14 protein-coding genes are annotated in these 18821 nt (G+C 71.7%); 8 read left to right on the forward strand and 6 right to left on the reverse strand.

Translation table 11 applies throughout. The annotated features are described in order from the left end of the window. Positions 1–14: 14 nt before the first annotated feature. Positions 15–824 carry an Fpg/Nei family DNA glycosylase gene (locus ABTZ17_RS00725; protein WP_352193326.1) on the reverse strand — a complete coding sequence of 270 codons (810 nt, stop codon included), beginning with the start codon at positions 822–824 and terminating at the stop codon, positions 15–17. 157 nt (positions 825–981) lie between these two features. Then, positions 982–1470 (reverse strand): ribose-5-phosphate isomerase, encoded by a 489-nt coding sequence (locus ABTZ17_RS00730; protein ID WP_352193327.1) that lies wholly within the window; start codon positions 1468–1470, stop codon positions 982–984. 244 nt (positions 1471–1714) lie between these two features. Between ABTZ17_RS00730 and ABTZ17_RS00735 the strand changes: the two genes are divergently transcribed. Beyond that, positions 1715–3148, forward strand: coding sequence for an amino acid permease (locus ABTZ17_RS00735; RefSeq protein WP_352193328.1), 1434 nt, complete (start codon positions 1715–1717; stop codon positions 3146–3148). Positions 3149–3282: 134 nt separating this feature from the next. Here the strand turns inward: ABTZ17_RS00735 and ABTZ17_RS00740 are convergent, their stop codons facing one another. Next, complete coding sequence (locus ABTZ17_RS00740; RefSeq protein WP_352193329.1) at positions 3283–3870, reverse strand: biotin transporter BioY; 588 nt, start codon at positions 3868–3870, stop codon at positions 3283–3285. Between the two features lie 326 nt (positions 3871–4196). On the opposite strand from ABTZ17_RS00740, the gene ABTZ17_RS00745 reads away from it, so the two are divergent. From ABTZ17_RS00745 to ABTZ17_RS00755, 3 genes are all read left to right on the forward strand, one after another. Next, positions 4197–5579, forward strand: coding sequence for an amino acid permease (locus ABTZ17_RS00745; protein WP_352193330.1), 1383 nt, complete (start codon positions 4197–4199; stop codon positions 5577–5579). Between the two features lie 213 nt (positions 5580–5792). After that, positions 5793–7199 carry an amino acid permease gene (locus tag ABTZ17_RS00750; protein ID WP_352193331.1) on the forward strand — a complete coding sequence of 469 codons (1407 nt, stop codon included), beginning with the start codon at positions 5793–5795 and terminating at the stop codon, positions 7197–7199. 180 nt (positions 7200–7379) lie between these two features. Beyond that, the gene (locus ABTZ17_RS00755) at positions 7380–8036 is read left to right on the forward strand and encodes a superoxide dismutase (RefSeq protein ID WP_352193421.1); all 657 of its coding nucleotides are present in this window, start codon (positions 7380–7382) and stop codon (positions 8034–8036) included. Positions 8037–8236: 200 nt separating this feature from the next. Here the strand turns inward: ABTZ17_RS00755 and ABTZ17_RS00760 are convergent, their stop codons facing one another. Continuing rightward, positions 8237–8884, reverse strand: a complete 648-nt coding sequence (locus ABTZ17_RS00760; RefSeq protein WP_352193332.1) for a mycothiol-dependent nitroreductase Rv2466c family protein — start codon at positions 8882–8884, stop codon at positions 8237–8239. Positions 8885–9015: 131 nt separating this feature from the next. Between ABTZ17_RS00760 and pepN the strand changes: the two genes are divergently transcribed. Further along, positions 9016–11568, forward strand: coding sequence for an aminopeptidase N (gene pepN / locus ABTZ17_RS00765; protein ID WP_352193333.1), 2553 nt, complete (start codon positions 9016–9018; stop codon positions 11566–11568). Positions 11569–11859: 291 nt separating this feature from the next. Next, the gene (locus tag ABTZ17_RS00770) at positions 11860–12876 is read left to right on the forward strand and encodes a hypothetical protein (protein ID WP_352193334.1); all 1017 of its coding nucleotides are present in this window, start codon (positions 11860–11862) and stop codon (positions 12874–12876) included. Here ABTZ17_RS00770 and ABTZ17_RS00775 read toward each other — a convergent pair. Beyond that, a complete protein-coding gene (locus ABTZ17_RS00775; protein WP_352193335.1) occupies positions 12852–13859 on the reverse strand; it encodes a pyridoxamine 5'-phosphate oxidase family protein in 1008 nt (335 codons plus the stop codon). The genes ABTZ17_RS00770 and ABTZ17_RS00775 overlap by 25 nt on opposite strands. Positions 13860–13939: 80 nt before the next feature. Continuing rightward, positions 13940–14425, reverse strand: a complete 486-nt coding sequence (locus ABTZ17_RS00780) for a VOC family protein (RefSeq protein WP_352193336.1) — start codon at positions 14423–14425, stop codon at positions 13940–13942. 157 nt (positions 14426–14582) lie between these two features. On the opposite strand from ABTZ17_RS00780, the gene ABTZ17_RS00785 reads away from it, so the two are divergent. Both ABTZ17_RS00785 and ABTZ17_RS00790 read left to right on the forward strand, forming a co-directional pair. Then, positions 14583–15149: a CGNR zinc finger domain-containing protein gene (locus ABTZ17_RS00785; RefSeq protein ID WP_352193337.1), complete on the forward strand. Its 567-nt coding sequence runs from the start codon at positions 14583–14585 to the stop codon at positions 15147–15149. Positions 15150–15365: 216 nt separating this feature from the next. Next, on the forward strand, positions 15366–18683 hold the full coding sequence (locus ABTZ17_RS00790) for a S8 family serine peptidase (RefSeq protein WP_352193338.1): 3318 nt from the start codon (positions 15366–15368) through the stop codon (positions 18681–18683). Positions 18684–18821: the final 138 nt, after the last annotated feature.

Below are 18821 nucleotides of genomic sequence, written 5' to 3' on the forward strand. Positions count from 1 at the left end.
TCCCGGGGCGCCGGTCAGCGCTGTTGGCAGCGGGGGCACCAGAAGAGGTTGCGGGCGGCGAGCCCGGCGGTGCGGATCTCGTCCCCGCAGAGGTGGCAGGGCATGCCGGCGCGGCGGTACACGTAGACCTCGCCGCCGTGGTCGTCCACGCGGGGCGGCCGTCCCATGGCCTCGGGGGTGTGTTCGGGGCGGACGGTGTCGATGCGGTTGTTGCGGACGCCTTCGCGCATCAGCCCGATGAGGTCGGTCCAGAGGGCGTCCCATTCGCGGCGGGTGAGGTCGCGGCCGGCGCGGTAGGGGTCGATGCCGTGTCGGAAGAGGACCTCGGCGCGGTAGACGTTGCCGACGCCCGCGATGACCTTCTGGTCCATGAGGAGGGCGGCGATGGTGCTGCGGCTGCGCGCTATGCGGTCCCAGGCGCGGTCGGGTCCGTCCTCGGGGCGCAGCGGGTCGGGGCCGAGGCGGTCGGCGACGGCCTGTCGTTCGCCCTCGGTGAGGAGTTCGCAGGCGGTGGGGCCGCGCAGGTCGGAGTAGTGGTCCGGGCCGGCGATGCGGAGCCGGACGGTGTCGGTGGCGGGCGGGGCGGGGGCGGGCCCGATGCCGTACTTGCCGAAGAGTCCGAGGTGGACGTGGACCCAGCCGGTGCCGCCGAAGCCGAGGAAGAGGTGCTTGCCGTGGGCCTCCGCGGTCTCCAGGACGCAGCCGTCCAGGAGGGCGGCGCTGTCGGCGAAGCGTCCCTGGGGGCTGCTGACGCGGACGGTGCGGCCCGCGAAGCGTTCGCGGTGGTCCTGGGCGAGGCGGTGGATCGTATGCCCCTCGGGCACGGCTGCTGCTCCTGTCCTGTGGTGGCGCGGAGACGGTCCCCGGCGGGTCCGGCCGGTACCGGGTGCCGGGGACGCGCGGAGCCGCCCGGTGCGGTCGCGGTCCGGGCGGCTCGGGTGGCGGTGCCGCCCGCCGGTGGGCGGGGGCGGGGCGCTCCGCCTACGGGGCCTGGGGGTGGTGGGCCGGGATCGGGGGGAGCTCGCCGGTGCGCTCGTAGGCCGCGAGCATGTCGATGCGGCGGGTGTGGCGCTCCTCGCCGGAGTACGGGGTGGCCAGGAACGCCTCGATGAAGGCGGTGGCCTCGGCCTCGGTGTGCATGCGGCCGCCGACGGAGATCACGTTGGCGTTGTTGTGCTCACGGCCGAGCTTGGCGGTCTCGACGCTCCAGGCCAGGATGGCGCGGACGCCCTTGACCTTGTTGGCGGCGATCTGCTCGCCGTTGCCGGAGCCGCCGATCACGATGCCGAGGGCCTCGGGGTCCGCGGCGGTCCGCTCCGCGGCGCGCAGGCAGAACGGCGGGTAGTCGTCGACGGCGTCGTAGATGTGGGGCCCGCAGTCGACGGGCTCGTGGCCGTTGTTCTTGAGCCAGTCCACCAGGTGGTTCTTCAGCTCAAAGCCGGCATGGTCGGATCCGAGGTACACGCGCATGGGTCCGAGTGTGGCACGTGGGGCGGGCCGGGCGGGTGCAGGGGGTGGCCGGGGGGTGGCGGCCGGGTGTCGCGTAGGTCACGCGGAAAGCTCAAGTAAACCCAAAATGCCCAGTTCGGGAGGGGTCGGGACTTTGGTCCGGTCCTTTGGACCCAGGCAACGATCCGGAGTCGGGTCTTCCGACCCGGGCCGTTGTCGGGTTTGAATTCCGGAGCTCGAAACCCGAGAACCTAAGGAATCGTCCATGAGCTCCACGACGACCCTTCAGAAGGCAGGCGGCTCCTCCGGTGACCCCGGTACGCCCGAGTCTTCCGACGGTCTGAAGGCCGGTCTCAAGAACCGCCACCTTTCCATGATCGCCATCGGCGGTGTCATCGGCGCCGGCCTGTTCGTCGGCTCCGGTGGCGGTATCGCCAAGACCGGTCCCGCCATCCTGATCTCCTACGCGCTGGTCGGCGCGATGGTGGTCTTCGTCATGCGGATGCTGGGCGAGATGGCCGCGGCCAGCCCGAACTCCGGCTCCTTCTCGGCGTACGCCGACCGCGCGCTGGGCCGCTGGGCCGGTTTCTCCATCGGCTGGCTGTACTGGTTCTTCTGGGTGGTCGTGCTGGCGGTGGAGGCCACCGCGGGTGCCGCGATCCTGGAGAACTGGATCCCGTCGGTGCCGCAGTGGGCCTGGGCCCTGATCGTGATGGCGGTGCTGACCGTCACCAACCTGGGCTCGGTGGCCTCGTACGGCGAGTTCGAGTTCTGGTTCGCCGGCATCAAGGTCGTCGCGATCGGCGCCTTCGTGATCGTCGGCATGCTCGCCGTGTTCGGCGTGCTGCCGGGCTCGGACAACCCGGGTGCCGGGCTGGCGCACCTCACCGACACGGGCGGCTTCTTCCCGAACGGCGTGGGCGCGGTCCTGACCGGTGTGCTGATGGTCGTCTTCTCCTTCATGGGCAGCGAGATCGTCACGCTGGCCGCCGGCGAGTCGGAGGACCCGCGGCGCGCGGTCACCAAGGCCACCAACTCCGTCATCTGGCGGATCGGCGTCTTCTACCTCGGTTCGATCTTCGTGGTGCTGACCCTGCTGCCGTGGAACGACCCCTCGATCACCGAGAAGGGCTCCTACGTGGCGGCCCTGGACTCGATCGGCATCGCGCACGCGGGCACCATCATGGAGGTCATCGTCCTGACCGCCGTGCTGTCCTGCCTGAACTCGGGCCTGTACACGGCCTCCCGGATGGCCTTCTCCCTCGGTGAGCGCGGGGACGCCCCCAAGGCCTTCGCGAAGGTCAACGCCAAGGGCGTGCCGACCGCGGCCATCCTGGGCTCCACGGTCTTCGGCTTCGTGGCCGTCTACTTCAACTACGCGTTCAAGGACACGGTCTTCGACTTCCTCCTGAACTCCTCGGGTGCCATCGCGCTCTTCGTGTGGCTGGTGATCTGCTTCACCCAGCTGCGGATGCGCGGGATCCTGGTCCGCGAGGCCCCGGAGAAGCTGACCGTGAAGATGTGGCTGTTCCCGTGGCTGACCTGGGCCACCGCCGCGATGATCATGTTCGTGATCGGCTACATGTTCTTCGACGACGGCAACCGCCAGGTGGTCTCCCTCTCGGTGCTCGTCGCCGCGGTCGTGGTGGCGATCGGCGTGGTCCGCGATCGGGCCCGCAAGACCGAGCTGACCCCCTGACGCGGATCCGCTCCCGCCGAACGCCGAAGCCCCCGGACCTGTGCGAGGTCCGGGGGCTTCGGTCCGTCCGGGGCGGGGCGGGGATCCGCCCGGCGCGACGGTGGCACCGCGGGGGCGGCGGTGCGGCCGGCGGTTCAGCCGCGACGGCCGACCAGGCGCCAGACGGCGGGCAGCAGGCCCATGGCGAGGGCGGCCTTGAGGGCGTCGCCGATCAGGAAGGGCACCATGCCCGCGGCGATCGCGGCGGACAGGGACATCCCGGTGGCCAGGGCCAGGTAGGGCACGCCGACGGCGTAGACCACCAGGGAGCCCAGGGCCATCACGGCGGCGGTGCGCGGCACCGAGCGGTCGGCCCCGCGACGGGCCAGGGCGCCGACGACGGTGGAGGCCAGCAGCATGCCGAGCACGTAACCGAAGGTGGCGCCGCCCGCTCCGGCGGTGCCGCCCGCGAACCACGGCACGCCCGCCGTGCCGACCAGCGCGTACAGGGCCAGGGAGAGGAAGCCGCGGCCCGCGCCGAGGGAGGTGCCGATCAGCAGGGCGGCGAAGGTCTGGCCGGTGACGGGCACGACGAGACCGGGCACCTGCACGGAGATCTGGGCGGCGACCCCCATCAGGGCGGCGCCGCCGGCCACCAGGGCCACGTCACGGGTGCGGCCCGTGGCGGGGATCAGGTCGGCGAGGACGGTACCGGGCCGGGCGTGGACGGATGCGGTGCTCATGGGGGCTCCGGGAGGTGCGAACGGCAGGGGCCCGGGGCGGGCCCGCGCGGCGGGCCGGGGACGCCCCCGGGCGGGGACACCCGTGACGCTATCCGCGCGGCGGCGGGGCCCCACCATGCCCGGAACACAAAGCATCGGCGCGGTGCTTGGTGGGGATTCGACAAAGCGCGCCCGGCGCGCCGATCGGAAGGTGATCCACCTCACGGGCACGATCGCACAAGAGATCCGTTTTGCCTACGGGACCGGAACTCGGGGACACTGTAGGGTCCCGCCAATCCTCGCGGAGCCCCCACTGCCGCCTCACTTCTGAGAGTACGAGCACCCTCATGCAAGACCCTCTGCCCGCTGAGCCGCTCTCCCACGGCCTCAAGCAGCGCCACCTGACCATGCTGGGCCTCGGCGGCGTCATCGGCGCCGGCCTGTTCGTGGGCTCCGGCGCGGGGATCACCCTGGCCGGTCCCGGCATCATCGTGTCCTATCTGCTCGCGGGTGCCCTCGCGATGCTGGTGATGCGGATGCTGGGCGAGATGTCCGCCGCGATGCCCGCCTCCGGTTCCTTCTCCGTGCACGCGGAGCGGGCCCTGGGCCGGTGGGCCGGTTTCTCGGTGGGCTGGCTGTACTGGTTCCTGCTGGTGGTGGTGCTCGCGGTGGAGGCCACCGGAGCGGCGAAGATCGCCAACGGCTGGGTGCCGGGGATCCCGCAGTGGGCCTGGGTGCTCCTCTTCATGGTGGTCTTCACGGTGGCCAACCTGGCCGCGGTGAAGAACTTCGGCGAGTTCGAGTTCTGGTTCGCCGCCCTCAAGGTGGGCGCGATCGTCCTCTTCCTGGTGTTGGGCACCCTGGCCGTCTTCGGCATGCTGCCGGACACCGACCCGGTGGGCCTGGCCAACCTGACCGGACAGGGCGGCTTCCTGCCGAACGGCTGGTCCGGGGTGGTCTCCGGGGTATTGGCCGTGGTCTTCGCCTTCGGCGGCCTGGAGGTGGTCACCATCGCGGCGGCCGAGTCCGAGGACCCGGCGCGTTCGGTGTCGCGGGCGGTACGCAGCGCGGTGTGGCGCATCCTCCTCTTCTACGTGGGCTCGATGCTGGTGATCGTCACGCTGCTGCCGTGGGACTCCCTGGAGCCGGGGCAGAGCCCGTACGTGGCCGTGCTGGACTCGATCGGGATCCCCTCGGCCGGGCAGATCATGAACGTGGTCGTGTTCGTGGCCCTGTTGTCGGCGCTCAACGCCAACCTCTACGGGTCCTCCCGGATGGTGTTCTCGCTGGCCGAGCGCGGGGAGGCGCCGCGGGCGCTGCTGCGGGTCTCGCCGGGCGGGGTGCCGCGGCCCGCGGTGTTCGCCTCGGTGGCCTTCGGCTTCGTCTCGGTGGTGCTGAACCTGCTGTGGCCCGACACGATCTTCCTGTACATGCTGAACGCGGTCGGCGCGGTGCTGCTGTTCGTGTGGGCGCTGATCGCGGTGTCGCAGCTGCGGCTGCGGCGGCGGATCGAGCGGGAGACCCCGGAGCTGCTGGTGCTGAGGATGTGGGCGTTCCCGTACCTGACGTGGGCGGCGCTCGTCGCGATGGCGGTGGTGCTGGTGCTGATGCTCTTCGACGACGCGGCGCGACCGCAGCTGCTGTGGTCGGGCGGCGCCGCCGCGGCGGTGCTGGCGGTGGCCTGGTACCGCGAGCTGCGGTCCCGACGGGTCGAGGAGGTCCGGTCCTAGCGGATCGGGACAGGACGTACGGGCGGAGGGCCCGGGGCGGTGCGCCCCGGGCCCTCCGGCGTTCCCGGACCGGGACGAAACGCTCGGGAGTGCCGGAGCGATCACGTCGCGTACCGCAATCGTCCGAATATCGGACGGCAACCGTCCGATCAGCGGACACCTGCTCATACTGACGGCCGATCTCCCGTCCCTCCGCAACCGGACAGGCACCCCATGAGCCAGACCCTCACGCCCCCCGGGCAGCAGAACGAGGCCGCCGACGCGGCCGCCCCGTCCCCGCTGTCGAACGGCCTCAAGCAGCGCCACCTTTCGATGATCGCCCTCGGCGGGGTCATCGGGGCCGGGCTCTTCGTGGGTTCGGGCGCGGGCATCGCGGCGGCCGGGCCCTCGATCGTGCTGGCGTACGCCGCGTCCGGTCTGCTGGTGATGTTCGTGATGCGGATGCTGGGCGAGATGTCCGCCGCGAACCCGGCCTCCGGGTCCTTCTCCGTGCACGCCGAGCGGGCCATCGGCCCGTGGGCGGGCTTCACCGCGGGCTGGATGTTCTGGACCCTGCTGTGCGTGGGCGTGGCCATCGAGGCCATCGGCGCGGCGCAGATCATGGTGGGCTGGTTCCCGGGCACCCCCTCGTGGATGTGGGTGCTGGTGTTCATGGCCGTCTTCTGCGGCAGCAACCTGGCCGCGGTCTCCCACTTCGGCGAGTTCGAGTTCTGGTTCGCGGCCCTGAAGATCGGTGCCATCGCGCTGTTCCTGACCCTGGGCACCCTGGCCGTCCTGGGCCTGCTGCCCGGCACCGACTCCCCCGGCGCGAGCAACCTGCTGCACGACGGCGGCTTCCTGCCCAACGGCGTGGAGGGCCTGCTGGTCGGTCTGTTGGCCTCGGTGGTCGCCTACGGCGGACTGGAGACGGTGACCATCGCGGCCGCCGAGTCCGACGACCCGGTGCGCGGCGTGGCCAAGGCCGTGCGGACCACGATGTGGCGGATCGCCATCGTGTACGTGGGCTCCATGCTGGTCATCGTGACCCTGGTGCCGTGGAACGCGGAGAGCACCGCCAAGGCCCCGTACGCCGCGGCCCTGGACAGCCTGGGCATCCCCGGCGCCGCCCAGATCATGAACGTGGTCATCCTGATCGCCCTGCTGTCCGCGATGAACGCCAACATCTACGGCTCCTCGCGCATGGCGTACTCGCTCGTCAGCCGCGGACAGGGGCCGAAGGCCCTGGGCAAGGTGGCCGGACGGGTGCCCCGGCGGGCGGTGCTGGCCTCCTCGGGCTTCGGCTTCGTCACCGTGCTGCTGTCCTACTGGTACCCGGACACCCTGTTCGCCTGGCTGTTGAACATGGTCGGCGGCGTGATCCTCGTGGTGTGGGGCTTCATCGCGGTCTCGCAGTTCGTGCTGCGGCGGCGGCTGGAGCGCGAGGCCCCGGAGAAGCTGGTCGTGAAGATGTGGGGCTTCCCCTATCTCACCTGGGTGGCGCTGGCCGGCGTGGTGGCCGTGCTGGGCCTGATGGTCTGGGACGAGGACACCCGCAGCCAGGTGCTCTTCACCGGCGGCCTGACGGTGGCCCTGGTGATCGCGGGGCTGGTGAACCAGCGCCGCGATTCCGTCCGGAACTGATCCACCGGACCCCTTGCGCACGCCCCGGAGGCGGGCTCCCGACAGCGGGAGCCCGCCTTCCGCGTACTCAGGTAACCCTTACATGAGCTGCGGAATAGATACTGCTAGCGTGCAGTTGCGCATTCATTGCAATAAGCATCAGCTATAGCCGTGAGCACGTTGAGGGGACCGGATCCGAACATGGCCATCTACACGCTTCCTGAGCTGCCGTACGAGTACTCGGCGCTGGAGCCGGTGATCAACCCGCAGATCATCGAGCTGCACCACGACAAGCACCACGCGGCGTACGTGACGGGTGCGAACAACACCCTGGAGCAGCTGGAGGAGGCGCGCGAGAAGGAGAACTGGGGCGCGCTGAACGGCCTGGAGAAGAACCTGGCCTTCCACCTCTCCGGCCACATCCTGCACTCCATCTACTGGCACAACATGGCCAGCCCGAAGACCGGCGAGGGTGGCGGCGAGCCCACCGCGGCCGACGGCGTGGGCGAGCTCGCCGACGCGATCACCGAATCCTTCGGCTCCTTCGCGAAGTTCAAGAAGCAGCTGACCTTCGCCTCCTCCGCCACCCAGGGCTCCGGCTGGGGCGTCCTGGCCTACGAGCCGGTCAGCGGCCGCCTGGTCGTCGAGCAGGTCTACGACCACCAGGGCAACATCGGCGTGGCCAGCACCCCGATCCTGGTCTTCGACGCCTGGGAGCACGCCTTCTACCTGCAGTACAAGAACCAGAAGGTGGACTTCATCGAGGCGATGTGGAACGTCGTCAACTGGCAGGACGTGGCCAAGCGCTACGCCGACGCCAAGGCGAACACCCCGCTGCTGATCCCCGTCAAGGGCTGATCGCACCCCACGGACCGTCCGCCTCGTGATCGTCTTCTCAACCTTCACCGAGCGGACGTGAAGAACGGGAAGCCCCCGCGAAGACGTGATTCGCGGGGGCTTCCTGTGTTCCCGGACGGTCCGTTCCCCCTGGGGACCCCGGGGAGAACGGGGACTCCCGGGTCCGCGACGGCCGTCGCGGGCCTCCGGAGGCTTTCGGCTCAGGCGAAGCTCGGGCCCTCGGTGCGGCTGCGCTTGATCTCGTAGAAGCCGGGGGTGGCGGCCACCAGCAGGGTGCCGTCCCACAGCCGGGCCGCGTCCTCGCCCTTCGGGGTGGGGGTGACCACCGGTCCGAAGAAGGCCACGTCCTCGCCGCGCGGGCCCGGCACCGAGATGATCGGCGTGCCCACGTCCTGTCCGACCTTGTCGATGCCCGCCGCGTGCGAGGCGCGCAGCTCCGCGTCGAAGGCGTCGGAGTCGGCGAACTCGATCAGCTCCGCCGGCAGCCCGACCTCGGCCAGCGCCGCGGCTATCACCTCGGTGGTGTTGCCCAGGCCCTCGTTGTGGATCCGGGTGCCCAAGGCCGCGTACAGCTTGCCGGTGACCTCGGGGCCGTGCTTCTGCTCGGCGGCCACCACCACGCGGATGGGGCGCAGCCCCACGGGGCCGAGCTGGGCCCGGTACTCCTCGGGCAGCTGGTCGAGCTTGTCCTCGTTCAGGACCACCAGGCTCATGGGACGCCAGCGCACCCGCACGTCCCGGACCTTCTCGACCTCCGCCATCCAGCGGGAGGTCATCCAGGCCCAGGGGCAGAGCGGGTCGAACCAGAAATCGACCGGGGTCTTCGCGTCCGCCTGCGTGTCAGTCATGTCTCTTCCCTCTGTTTCACCGGTCAGCGGCCCGGAACACGGGCATCCCTGAGGGCAACCGGCCGTGGGGACCGCACATTCCCCGTGGGAGTATTCGACCGTTGAAGGCGAACTTGCACGAAGGAGTGCCCGTGCCCGGTGAGAATCTGTCCCGCGAGGAGGCCCGTGAGCGGGCCGAGCTGCTCTCCGTCGACGCCTACGAGGTCGCGCTCGACCTCCGTTCGGCGGTGGACGAGGCCGAGCCCGCGGACGGGCCCCGCACCTTCCGGTCGGTGACGACGATCCGGTTCCGCTCCGCGACGGCCGGGGCCACGAGCTTCGCCGACCTGATCGCCCCCTCCGTGAACGCGGTCACGCTCAACGGGCGCGCCCTGGACCCGGCCGAGGTCTTCGACGGGGCCCGGATCGTCCTCGCGGACCTGGCCGCCGAGAACGTCCTGACCGTGGACGCGAACTGCGCGTACAGCCGGACCGGCGAGGGCATGCACCGCTTCGTCGACCCCGAGGACGGCGAGGTGTACCTGTACACCCAGTACGAGCCGGCCGACTCGCGCCGGGTCTTCGCCAACTTCGAGCAGCCCGACCTCAAGGCCCCGTACCGCTTCACGGTGACCGCGCCCGAGGGCTGGCAGGTCTGGAGCAACGGGGCCGAGGAGTCCCGCGAGGGGGACACGCGGACCTTCGCGGAGACCGCGCCGATCTCCACGTACATCACCTGTGTGGTGGCGGGTCCCTACCACTACGTGACGGACACCTACACGCGCGGGGACCTGACCATCCCGCTGGGCGCGATGTGCCGGAAGGGGCTGGCGAAGCACTTCGACGCGGACGACGTCTTCCTCGTCACCAAGCAGGGCTTCGACTTCTTCCACGAGCACTTCGACTACCCGTACCCCTTCGGGAAGTACGACCAGGCCTTCGTGCCCGAGTACAACCTCGGCGCGATGGAGAACCCGGGCATGGTCACCTTCCGCGAGGAGTACATCTTCCGCGGCAAGGTCACCCGCGCCTCCTACGAGCGCCGCTGCAACACGATCCTGCACGAGATGGCGCACATGTGGTTCGGCGACCTGGTCACCATGAAGTGGTGGGACGACCTGTGGCTGAAGGAGTCCTTCGCGGACTTCATGGGCACCTTCTCGCAGGTCGAGGCCACCCGCTTCGACCAGGCGTGGGTGACCTTCGCCAACAACCGCAAGGCCTGGGCCTACCGCGCCGACCAGCTGCCCTCCACCCACCCCATCACGGCCGACATCCGTGACCTGGAGGACGCCAAGCTGAACTTCGACGGCATCACCTACGCCAAGGGCGCGGCCGTCCTCAAGCAGCTGGTGGCCTACGCCGGTCGGGACGCCTTCCTGGAGGGCGCCCGCCGCTACTTCAAGGCCCACGCCTACGGCAACACCACCCTCGACGACCTGCTGTCGGTGCTCGCCGAGGTCTCCGGCCGGGACATGGCCGAGTGGTCCCGCGCCTGGCTCCAGACCGCCGGCGTGAACGCCCTCACCCCCGACGTCACCCTCGACGCCGCGGGCCGGGTCACGGAGCTGGCCGTGCTCCAGGACGGGGAGCTGCTGCGCCCGCACCGGGTGGCGGTGGGCCTGTACCGCCGCGAGGCCGGGGAGCTGGTCCGCTACGCGCGTGCGGAGGCCGACGTGGCCGGGGCCCGCACGGTCGTGGCGGAGCTGGCCGGCTCCGAGCGCCCGGACCTGGTGCTCGTCAACGACGAGGACCTCACCTACTGCAAGATCCGCTTCGACGGGGTCTCCCTGGAGACGCTGCGCGGGCACCTCGGGGAGCTGACCGACCCGCTCGCGCGGGCCCTGTGCTGGTCGGCGCTGTGGAACCTGACCCGTGACGGGCTGATGCCCGCCCGGGACTTCGTCGCGCTGGTCCTGGCCTTCGCCGGCCGGGAGAGCGACGTGGGCGTGCTCCAGATGCTGCACACCCAGGCCGGCGGGGCGATCACCCACTATGCGGCCCCGGCCTGGCGCGAGGAGGGCTCCCGGCAGCTGGCGGCGGGCGCCCTGCGCGAGCTGCGCGGGGCCGAGCCGGGCTCCGAGCACCAGCTGACCTGGGCCCGGTTCTTCGCGGCGAGCGCCACCACCGACGAGGACTTCGGGCTGCTGCGCGGGCTGCTGGACGGCACCGCCCGGATCGACGGGCTGGAGGTGGACCAGGAGCTGCGCTGGGACCTGCTGGCCCCGCTGACCGCGCACGGGCGCGCCGACGAGGAGGCCGTGGCGGCCGAACTGCGGCGGGACGACACCGCCTCCGGCAAGCGGCACGCGGTGCGCTGCCTGGCCTCGCGACCCTCGGCGGCGGTCAAGGCCCAGGCGTGGGCGGCGGCCGTGGAGTCGGACGCCCTGTCGAACGCCCTGGTGGAGGCGACGATCTCGGGCTTCGCCCAGCCCACCCAGCGGGAGCTTCTGACCCCGTACACGGAGAAGTACTTCGCCGTGATCGAGCGGGTCTGGCGGGAGCGGTCCATCCAGATCGGCATGCACGTGGTGCGGGGCCTGTACCCCTCCCTCCAGGACGACCCGGCCACGCTGGAGGCCACGGACGCCTGGCTGGCCGCGCACGAGGACGCGGCCCCCGCGCTGCGCCGCCTGGTGCTGGAGTGCCGGGACGACCTGGCCCGCGCCCTGCGCGGTCAGGCGTGCGACGGGGCCGCCGGCTGACTCACCCGATCGGCCTAGCGGGGCGGGGTCGTTTCGACCCCGCCCCACGGGTTTTCCGGGTCCCGCCGGCGGGTCGGGGCCCGTCACGGTCCGTTTCCCCGGACGCTCACGAAGGGCCAAGTCATGGCCAGTGGTTGACCCTCCGGTTGGCGACCGTCTCACAGGGCCACCGAAATGCGCTGCGCAGTGTCGGCAGTCGAACGCGCGTACTTTAGTGCGGGGTTGTCCGCATTTGTCGACGAGCGTGTAACAGCGGTTAGCGGGGGCGTCCCCGGCGGGAGACTCCGCGGCATGAACAACTCCCCCGCCCCGCACGGTGTCTCCGCCCCCGCCGCCGCCACCGCCGCCCCCCGCCCGCTGCACCACCTCACCGGCTCCCGGCCCCGCGTGCTGAACACCGCCCAGCTGCGGGAGCACGGGGTGACCTCCTCCGACACCGCCGAGCGCTGCCGGTCCGGCGGCCCCTGGCGGCAGTTGCTGCCCGGGGTGTTCCTGCTGCACCCGGGGCTGCCGACCAGCGAGGAGCGGCTGCACGCGGCCCTGCTGTACGCGGGCCGGCGCGGGGACGACGTGATGGTCACGGGCCTGGCGGCGCTGGCCCTGCACGGGTTCACCGCCGTCCCCGCACTGCCCGCCCTGGACCGGATCGACATCCTGGTGCCGGGTACCCGGCGGCTGCGGTCGGCCGGCTTCGCCCGGCTCGTCCGCGAGCACGACGCCCCGCTGCCGCAGGCCGTGACGGGGCTGCCGGTGGCCCCGGTGGCGCGGGCCCTGGCCGACGCGGTGGCCGGACTGGAGGACGCGGGCACGGTCCGACGGCTGCTGAGCGAGGCGGTGCGGGCCGGGCACTGCGAACCGGCCGCGATCGTGCGGGAGCTGACCCGGGCCCGGCTGCTGACCCGGGCGCACGTCACCGACGCCGTGGACTCCCTGCTGGCCGAGGGTCGGGCCATCGCCGAGGACCGGCTGTACGAACTGGTCCGCGTCTTCGGCCTGCCGGACCCGGTGTGGAACGTGGACCTGCGACTGCCCGGCGGGCCCCGGCTGGGCGGGGTGGACGCCTACTGGCCCGACCAGGCGGTGGCCGTGGAGCTGGACACCCGGGCGCCCCGGCAGGAGCGGGACGACCAGTGGGGTGAGTACGCCCGCAAGCGGGAGGACCTGGAGCGACTGGGCCTGACGGTCGTGTACGTCACCCCGCGCAAGCTCCGCGACCACGCCGAGCAGCAGGCCGCGGTCATCCGGACGGCGCTGACCGCCTCCGGGGACCGCGAGCCCGCCGCCTACCTGGTGGTGCTGCCCCGATGAGGCTCCGTCCCGGGATCCGCGGAGGGGGCGGATCCCGGGACGGGGCCGGAGACGGGGACGGGAGGGGGAACGGGCGGGTTGGCCGGGGAGTACTCGGGAGGGCTCCAGCGCAACCGCCCCGGGTGCAGGGCCGCCACCGCCGCGCCGATCCGGAACCGGACGGTGCGGGTGCCGTCCGCCCCGTACTCGGTCCGGGCGAGGCCGCTGAGCTGGAGGGTGGCCCCGGTCTCCCAGTCGGGGAAGAGGAGTCCGGCCCGCGGGTCCTCGGCCAGGTTCCCCAAGGTGAGGAACATGGCGTTGCCCGGGTAGTCGGGCCAGGCCAGCTCCGTGTCGGAGAGGACCCGGACGAAGCCGGGGTTCCCGCCCCGGTGGCTCGCCTCGACGGTGTCGCCCGCGGTGGTGGCGATGAAGAAGGTGTCCGCGGCCGAGACCGCGGCCCGCAGCTCCGGGGTGAGGGCGCTCCCCCGCCACCGGACCCCCGGCCCCACCGGTTCCAGGGCCACCGGCTGCCTCTTCTGGAGGTACTTGGGGCAGTTGGAGAACACCCGCTCGGCACTCACGGAGAACCCGTCCGCGCGAGCGCCGCCCTCCCCGCGTGGCCGGATCCGGCCGTCCAGGCGCATCCGGCGCCGGGTCCGCGGATCGAGGGCGAGGGTGCCCACGGGGGTCCCCGCGACGCCCACCGCGCCGGCGAGCGGATCCCCCTCGGGCAGGCCGCCGTCGACGATCATCCGGTCCGGGCCGACCGCCCGCGCGAACCCGGGCGGGCCGGTCAACAGGGAGGCCCAGACCCGGCCCTCCGGCCCCGGGGCGTCGGCCGCGCCGAGCACCAGGTGCGGCTGGAGGCCCAGGAAGGCGGCCGCGACCTCCCGGATCCCGGGGCCGACGGAACGACCCACGTGGTCGGCGAGCTCACGGACCCCGACCCGGTCCTGCACGGCCCGGGCCCCCGGCCGGTACGGCCCCACTACGGCGGACACCATGGCTCCGCCCTCCTCTCCTGATTCCCGCTGCTCCCGCTCCCCCGCCGACCCGCCGGCGCTGCTCCCGATTCCCCGCCGTCCTAGAAGAACCCGCAGGTCGGGGCCGCCCCACTCGGGGCGGGCGCGGATTCCGCGCCCGCCGGCACGGAGATCTCCAGTCGAGTGCCGTCCGGGTCGTGGAAGAAGATCCCGCCGGAGGCCGCGCCCTCGGCGTGCGCCACGATCCCCTCGTGCGCGAAGGCGGCCCCGTACGCGCGCAGCCGCTCCTCGAAGACCCGGACCTCCGCGGGCGAGCCGGCCGTCCAGGCCAGGTGGTGCAGTCCGGCGGCGGTCGGGGAGAAGGGGCCCGCGGCCTGTTCCCACAGGGTCAGGACCAGCGCGCCGCCCTGCCCCAGGAAGGCGAAGCGGCGCCCCTCCTCGTCGCCCCGTCCCAGCTCGGCGAAACCGAGCACGTCCCGGTAGAAGGCGAGCGAGCGCTCCAGGTCGGTGACGTTGAGGCCGGTGTGGCCGGGGGCCAGGGCGGGGGCGGTACCGGTGGTGGCGGTCTCGCCGACGGTCACGGTCATGGCCGGATCCTTTCGCTGGTACGAGGCGCGCCGACAGGGCGGCGCACGCCGGGATCTCCGGGTATCTAACCTGTCACTGAAACTTTAAGGGTTAGTTCGCCGAGGGTCAACCGGTCACCTACTCTTGAGGGGTTAGCCGAGCGAGGAGTGCCCGACCATGACCGCCACCACCGACCCGCGCCCCCTCACCGGGGAGCCCGTCAGCCTGGACCTGCTGAACACCCGCTGGCGGCACGAGGGCGAGGACCTGGACCTGTTCGCCGGAGCAGCGGGCCTGAGCCGGATGGAGGGGCTGACGCTCTGGCTCCGGTCGGCCGGGCTCGCGGACCGGTTCCGCGCGGACGCGCCGACCCTGATCCACCTGCTGACCGCACGGGAGGCGCTGGCCCGGATCACGACCGACCCCGAGGACCCGGCCGCCCGCTCCCTGCTGGACGCCGTGCTCGGACACGGCAGGATCCGACCGACCCTGACCGCCGAAGGCCCGGGCGAGGTGCCCGAGTTCGAGGACCGGGCCTGGGGGCCCGCCTGGACCGCCGCGCACGACTACCTGCGGTTGCTGCGCACCGCCCCCGAGCGGATCCGAACCTGCGCCCACGAGGCGTGCGTTCTTCACTTCTTCGACACCTCGCGCAACGGCACCCGGCGCTGGTGCTCGATGGCCATCTGCGGAAACCGGGCCAAAGCCTCCCGTCACTACGCGCGTTCCCGCGAAGACCACTGAGTCGACAAATCGACTTGTGAAGATCGTTTGACCCTGCGGGCTCGTACCGGTCTGTCCCGGTACGAGCCCGCTGACGCATCCCGTGCGGTGGCGGGTGTCCGCCATGGCGGCAGCCCGTACCCGACAGCCCTCCCCAAACAGCTGTCACGTGAGGAAAGCTGACCGGTCATCCGGCACCGAAATCCGGACCGTTCCTTTCACTTATCAGGGATGCTGATGACCCTCGAATCCCCCAGTTCGATATCCGGGGCCAGACGCGCCGCGCGCGTCGCGGCCGCAGCGGGCCTGGTGGCCGCCCTGGCCGCCACCGGTCCCGTCCCGGCGTTCGCCGCCGTCACCGCGGGTGACCCGGCTGCGACCGCCCCGGTGAAGTCCGCCGCCGACAAGCTCGGTTCCGAGGACGCCAAGCTCCTCGACGAGGCCGAGGCCAAGGGCGAGAAGACCGTCACCGCGATGGTCGCCACCGCCCCCGGCGCCACCGAGCAGGTCGCCGCGCAGCTGGACGCCGTCCCCGGCGCCTCCGTGGGCAAGACCTACGACAAGCTGGGCTACGTCCGCGCGACCCTGCCCACCGGCAAGGCCGAGGCCGCCCTGAAGGCCGCCGCCAAGCTCTCGTCCGTGCACGGCATCGACCTGCGCCACGAGATCAAGCTGGAGGACCCGCGCCCGAACTCCGACCGCGAGACGGGCACCGTCAAGCGCAAGGGCTCGGCCGCCTACCCGGCCCCCGGCAAGTCCACCCCGGCGAAGAACCCGTACAACCCGTCCTTCGAGACCGGTGCGGTGGACTTCGTCAAGAAGAACCCCAAGGCCGACGGCCGCGGCGTGACCATCGGTGTCCTGGACTCCGGCGTGGACCTGGGCCACCCGGCCCTCCAGAAGACCACCACCGGCGAGCGCAAGATCGTCGACTGGGTCACCGCCACCGACCCGCTGGTGGACTCGGACGGCACCTGGCGCGCCCAGATCAACCCGGTCCCGGGCGGCACCTTCAGCATCGGCGGACAGACCTGGAAGGCCCCCGAGGGCACCGGCTTCCAGTGGAGCCGCTTCTCCGAGTCGATCACCGCGACCGGCGACATGGCGGGCGACGTCAACCGCGACGGCGACACCACCGACCGCTTCGGCCTGCTGTACGACCCGGCCACGGGCACGGTCCGCGTGGACACCGACCAGAACGGCGACTTCACGGACAACGAGCCGATGAAGCCGTACAAGGACGGGTTCCAGATCGGCTACTTCGGTACCGACGACCCGGCCACCGAGGTCGCCGAGCGGATCCCGTTCGTCATCGAGATCCGCAAGGACGTCCCGATGGACCCGGCCGGCGGCGACTGGGTCGGCAAGAAGGCCGACTTCGTCAACATCGGCATCATCGAGTCCGAGCACGGCACCCACGTCGCGGGCATCACCGCCGCGAACAGCCTGTTCGGCGGCAAGATGAACGGTGCCGCTCCCGGCGCCAAGGTCGTCTCCTCCCGCGCCTGCTCCTGGGGCGGCGGCTGCACCAACGTCGCGCTGACCGAGGGCATGATCGACCTCGTCGTCAACCGCGGCGTGGACATCGTCAACATGTCCATCGGTGGTCTCCCGGCCCTGAACGACGGCAACAACGCCCGTTCCGAGCTGTACACCCGCCTCATCGACACCTACGGCGTCCAGCTGGTCATCTCGGCCGGCAACTCGGGCCCGGGCGTCAACACCATCGGCGACCCCTCGCTGGCCGACAAGGTCATCAGCGTCGGTGCCGCGGTCTCCAAGGACACCTGGGCCGCCAACTACGGCTCCGAGGTCTCCAAGCAGTACGCGATGTTCCCCTTCTCCTCCCGCGGCCCGCGTGAGGACGGCGGCCTGACCCCGGTCATCACCGCCCCGGGCGCCTCCATCAACACCATCCAGACCTGGCTGCCCGGCGCGCCGGTCAAGGAGGCGGGCTACACCCTGCCCGCCGGCTACGGCATGCTCCAGGGCACCTCGATGTCCTCCCCGCAGGCCGCCGGCTCCGCCGCCCTGCTGCTGTCGGCCGCCAAGCAGGCCAAGGTCTCGCTGACCCCGGCCGTCCTGCGCACCGCGCTGACCAGCACCGCGAAGAAGATCAAGGGCTACCAGGCGCACGAGCAGGGCGCCGGTCTGATCGACGTCGTCGCGGCCTGGAAGTCCATCGAGCGCAACGCCACCGCCCACGACTACACGGTCAAGGCCCCGGTGGACACCGCGATCGACCAGTTCCTGAAGACCCCGGGCTTCGGCACCGGCCTGTACGACCGTGAGGGCGGCCTCAAGGTCGGCCAGAAGAAGGTCTACGACGTGGTGGTCACCCGCACCACCGGCCCGAAGTACGGCGTCCGTCACGACCTGTCGTGGCGCAACGACGACGGCACCTTCAAGGTCGTCGGCGGCTACGACTACGCCACGCTGCCCCTGAACAAGCCCGTCACCATCAAGGTCGAGGCCAAGGCCACGACCGAGGGCGTGCACAGCGGCATCCTGCAGCTGGACGACGAGACCACCGAGGGCATCGACAAGCAGGTCCTCACCACGGTCGTGGTCGCCAAGCAGCTGACGAAGCCGAACTTCGGCTTCACCGCCTCCTCCAAGGTGCAGCGCAACAGCCACCACTCGTACTTCGTGAACGTCCCGGCGGGCGCCAAGAGCCTGGAGATCTCCCTCGGCGGGCTCGCCGCGGGCAGCCAGACCCGGTTCATCTCCCTGCACCCGTACGGCGTGCCGGTGGAGAACACCGCCACGACGAACTGCTACCCGAACTACGACAACCCGGCCAACACCTGCCGCCCCGACCTGCGTTCGCACGCGAACCCGCAGCCGGGCGTCTGGGAGATCGAGGTCGAGTCCCGCCGCACCTCCCCGCTGCTGGACAACCCGTACACCCTGAACGTGAACGTCCTGGGTGTCGCCTTCGACCCGGCCGTGCAGGTCCTGCCCGAGGCCAAGATCGGCACCCCGGCGCCGGTCCAGTGGAAGGTCACCAACAACTGGGCGGCCCTCCAGGGCACCCTCAAGGGCGGCGGCCTGGGCTCGGCGAAGGTCGCCAAGCCGACCATCGCCAACGGTGAGACCCAGACCAGCGAGATCGTCGTCGGCGCGGGCGCCTCGCGCCTGGACGTCGCCATCGGCAAGGTCTCCGACGCCGGTGCCGACCTGGACCTGGAGCTCTACAAGGACGGCGTGCGCGTCGCCTACGCGGCCGACGGCGACTCCGAGGAGGCCGTGAGCGTCCCGAACCCGGCCGCCGGCACCTACACCGTCAAGGTCATCGGCTACGCCATCCCGGCGGGCACCACGACCTACGACTACCGCGACGTGTACTTCGCCGACTCCCTGGGCTCCATCCAGGTCGACGACGCCACGCCGGTCAACCTCGCCAACGGCGGCAGCGCCACCTTCAACGCGAAGGTGATCGTCGGCAGCGCGGCCCCCGAGGGCCGTCAGTTCTTCGGTGAGGTCCAGCTCCTGAACTCCCGCGGCACCGCCGCGGGCACGGGCAGCGTGCAGATCGACAAGGTCACCCCGTAAGGGAACGACCGGGTCACCCCGTGAGGGGCTGACCGCGCGCCCCTGAGGGCGTGAGCACGACGGAGGGGCGGACGCCGACGGCGTCCGCCCCTCCCGCGTTTCCCGGTGCCCACCCCCCTCCGGCGGGCCCCGGGCCAC

The sequence above is a fragment of the Streptomyces sp. NPDC097619 genome, assembly GCF_040302735.1.
Taxonomy (GTDB): domain Bacteria; phylum Actinomycetota; class Actinomycetes; order Streptomycetales; family Streptomycetaceae; genus Streptomyces.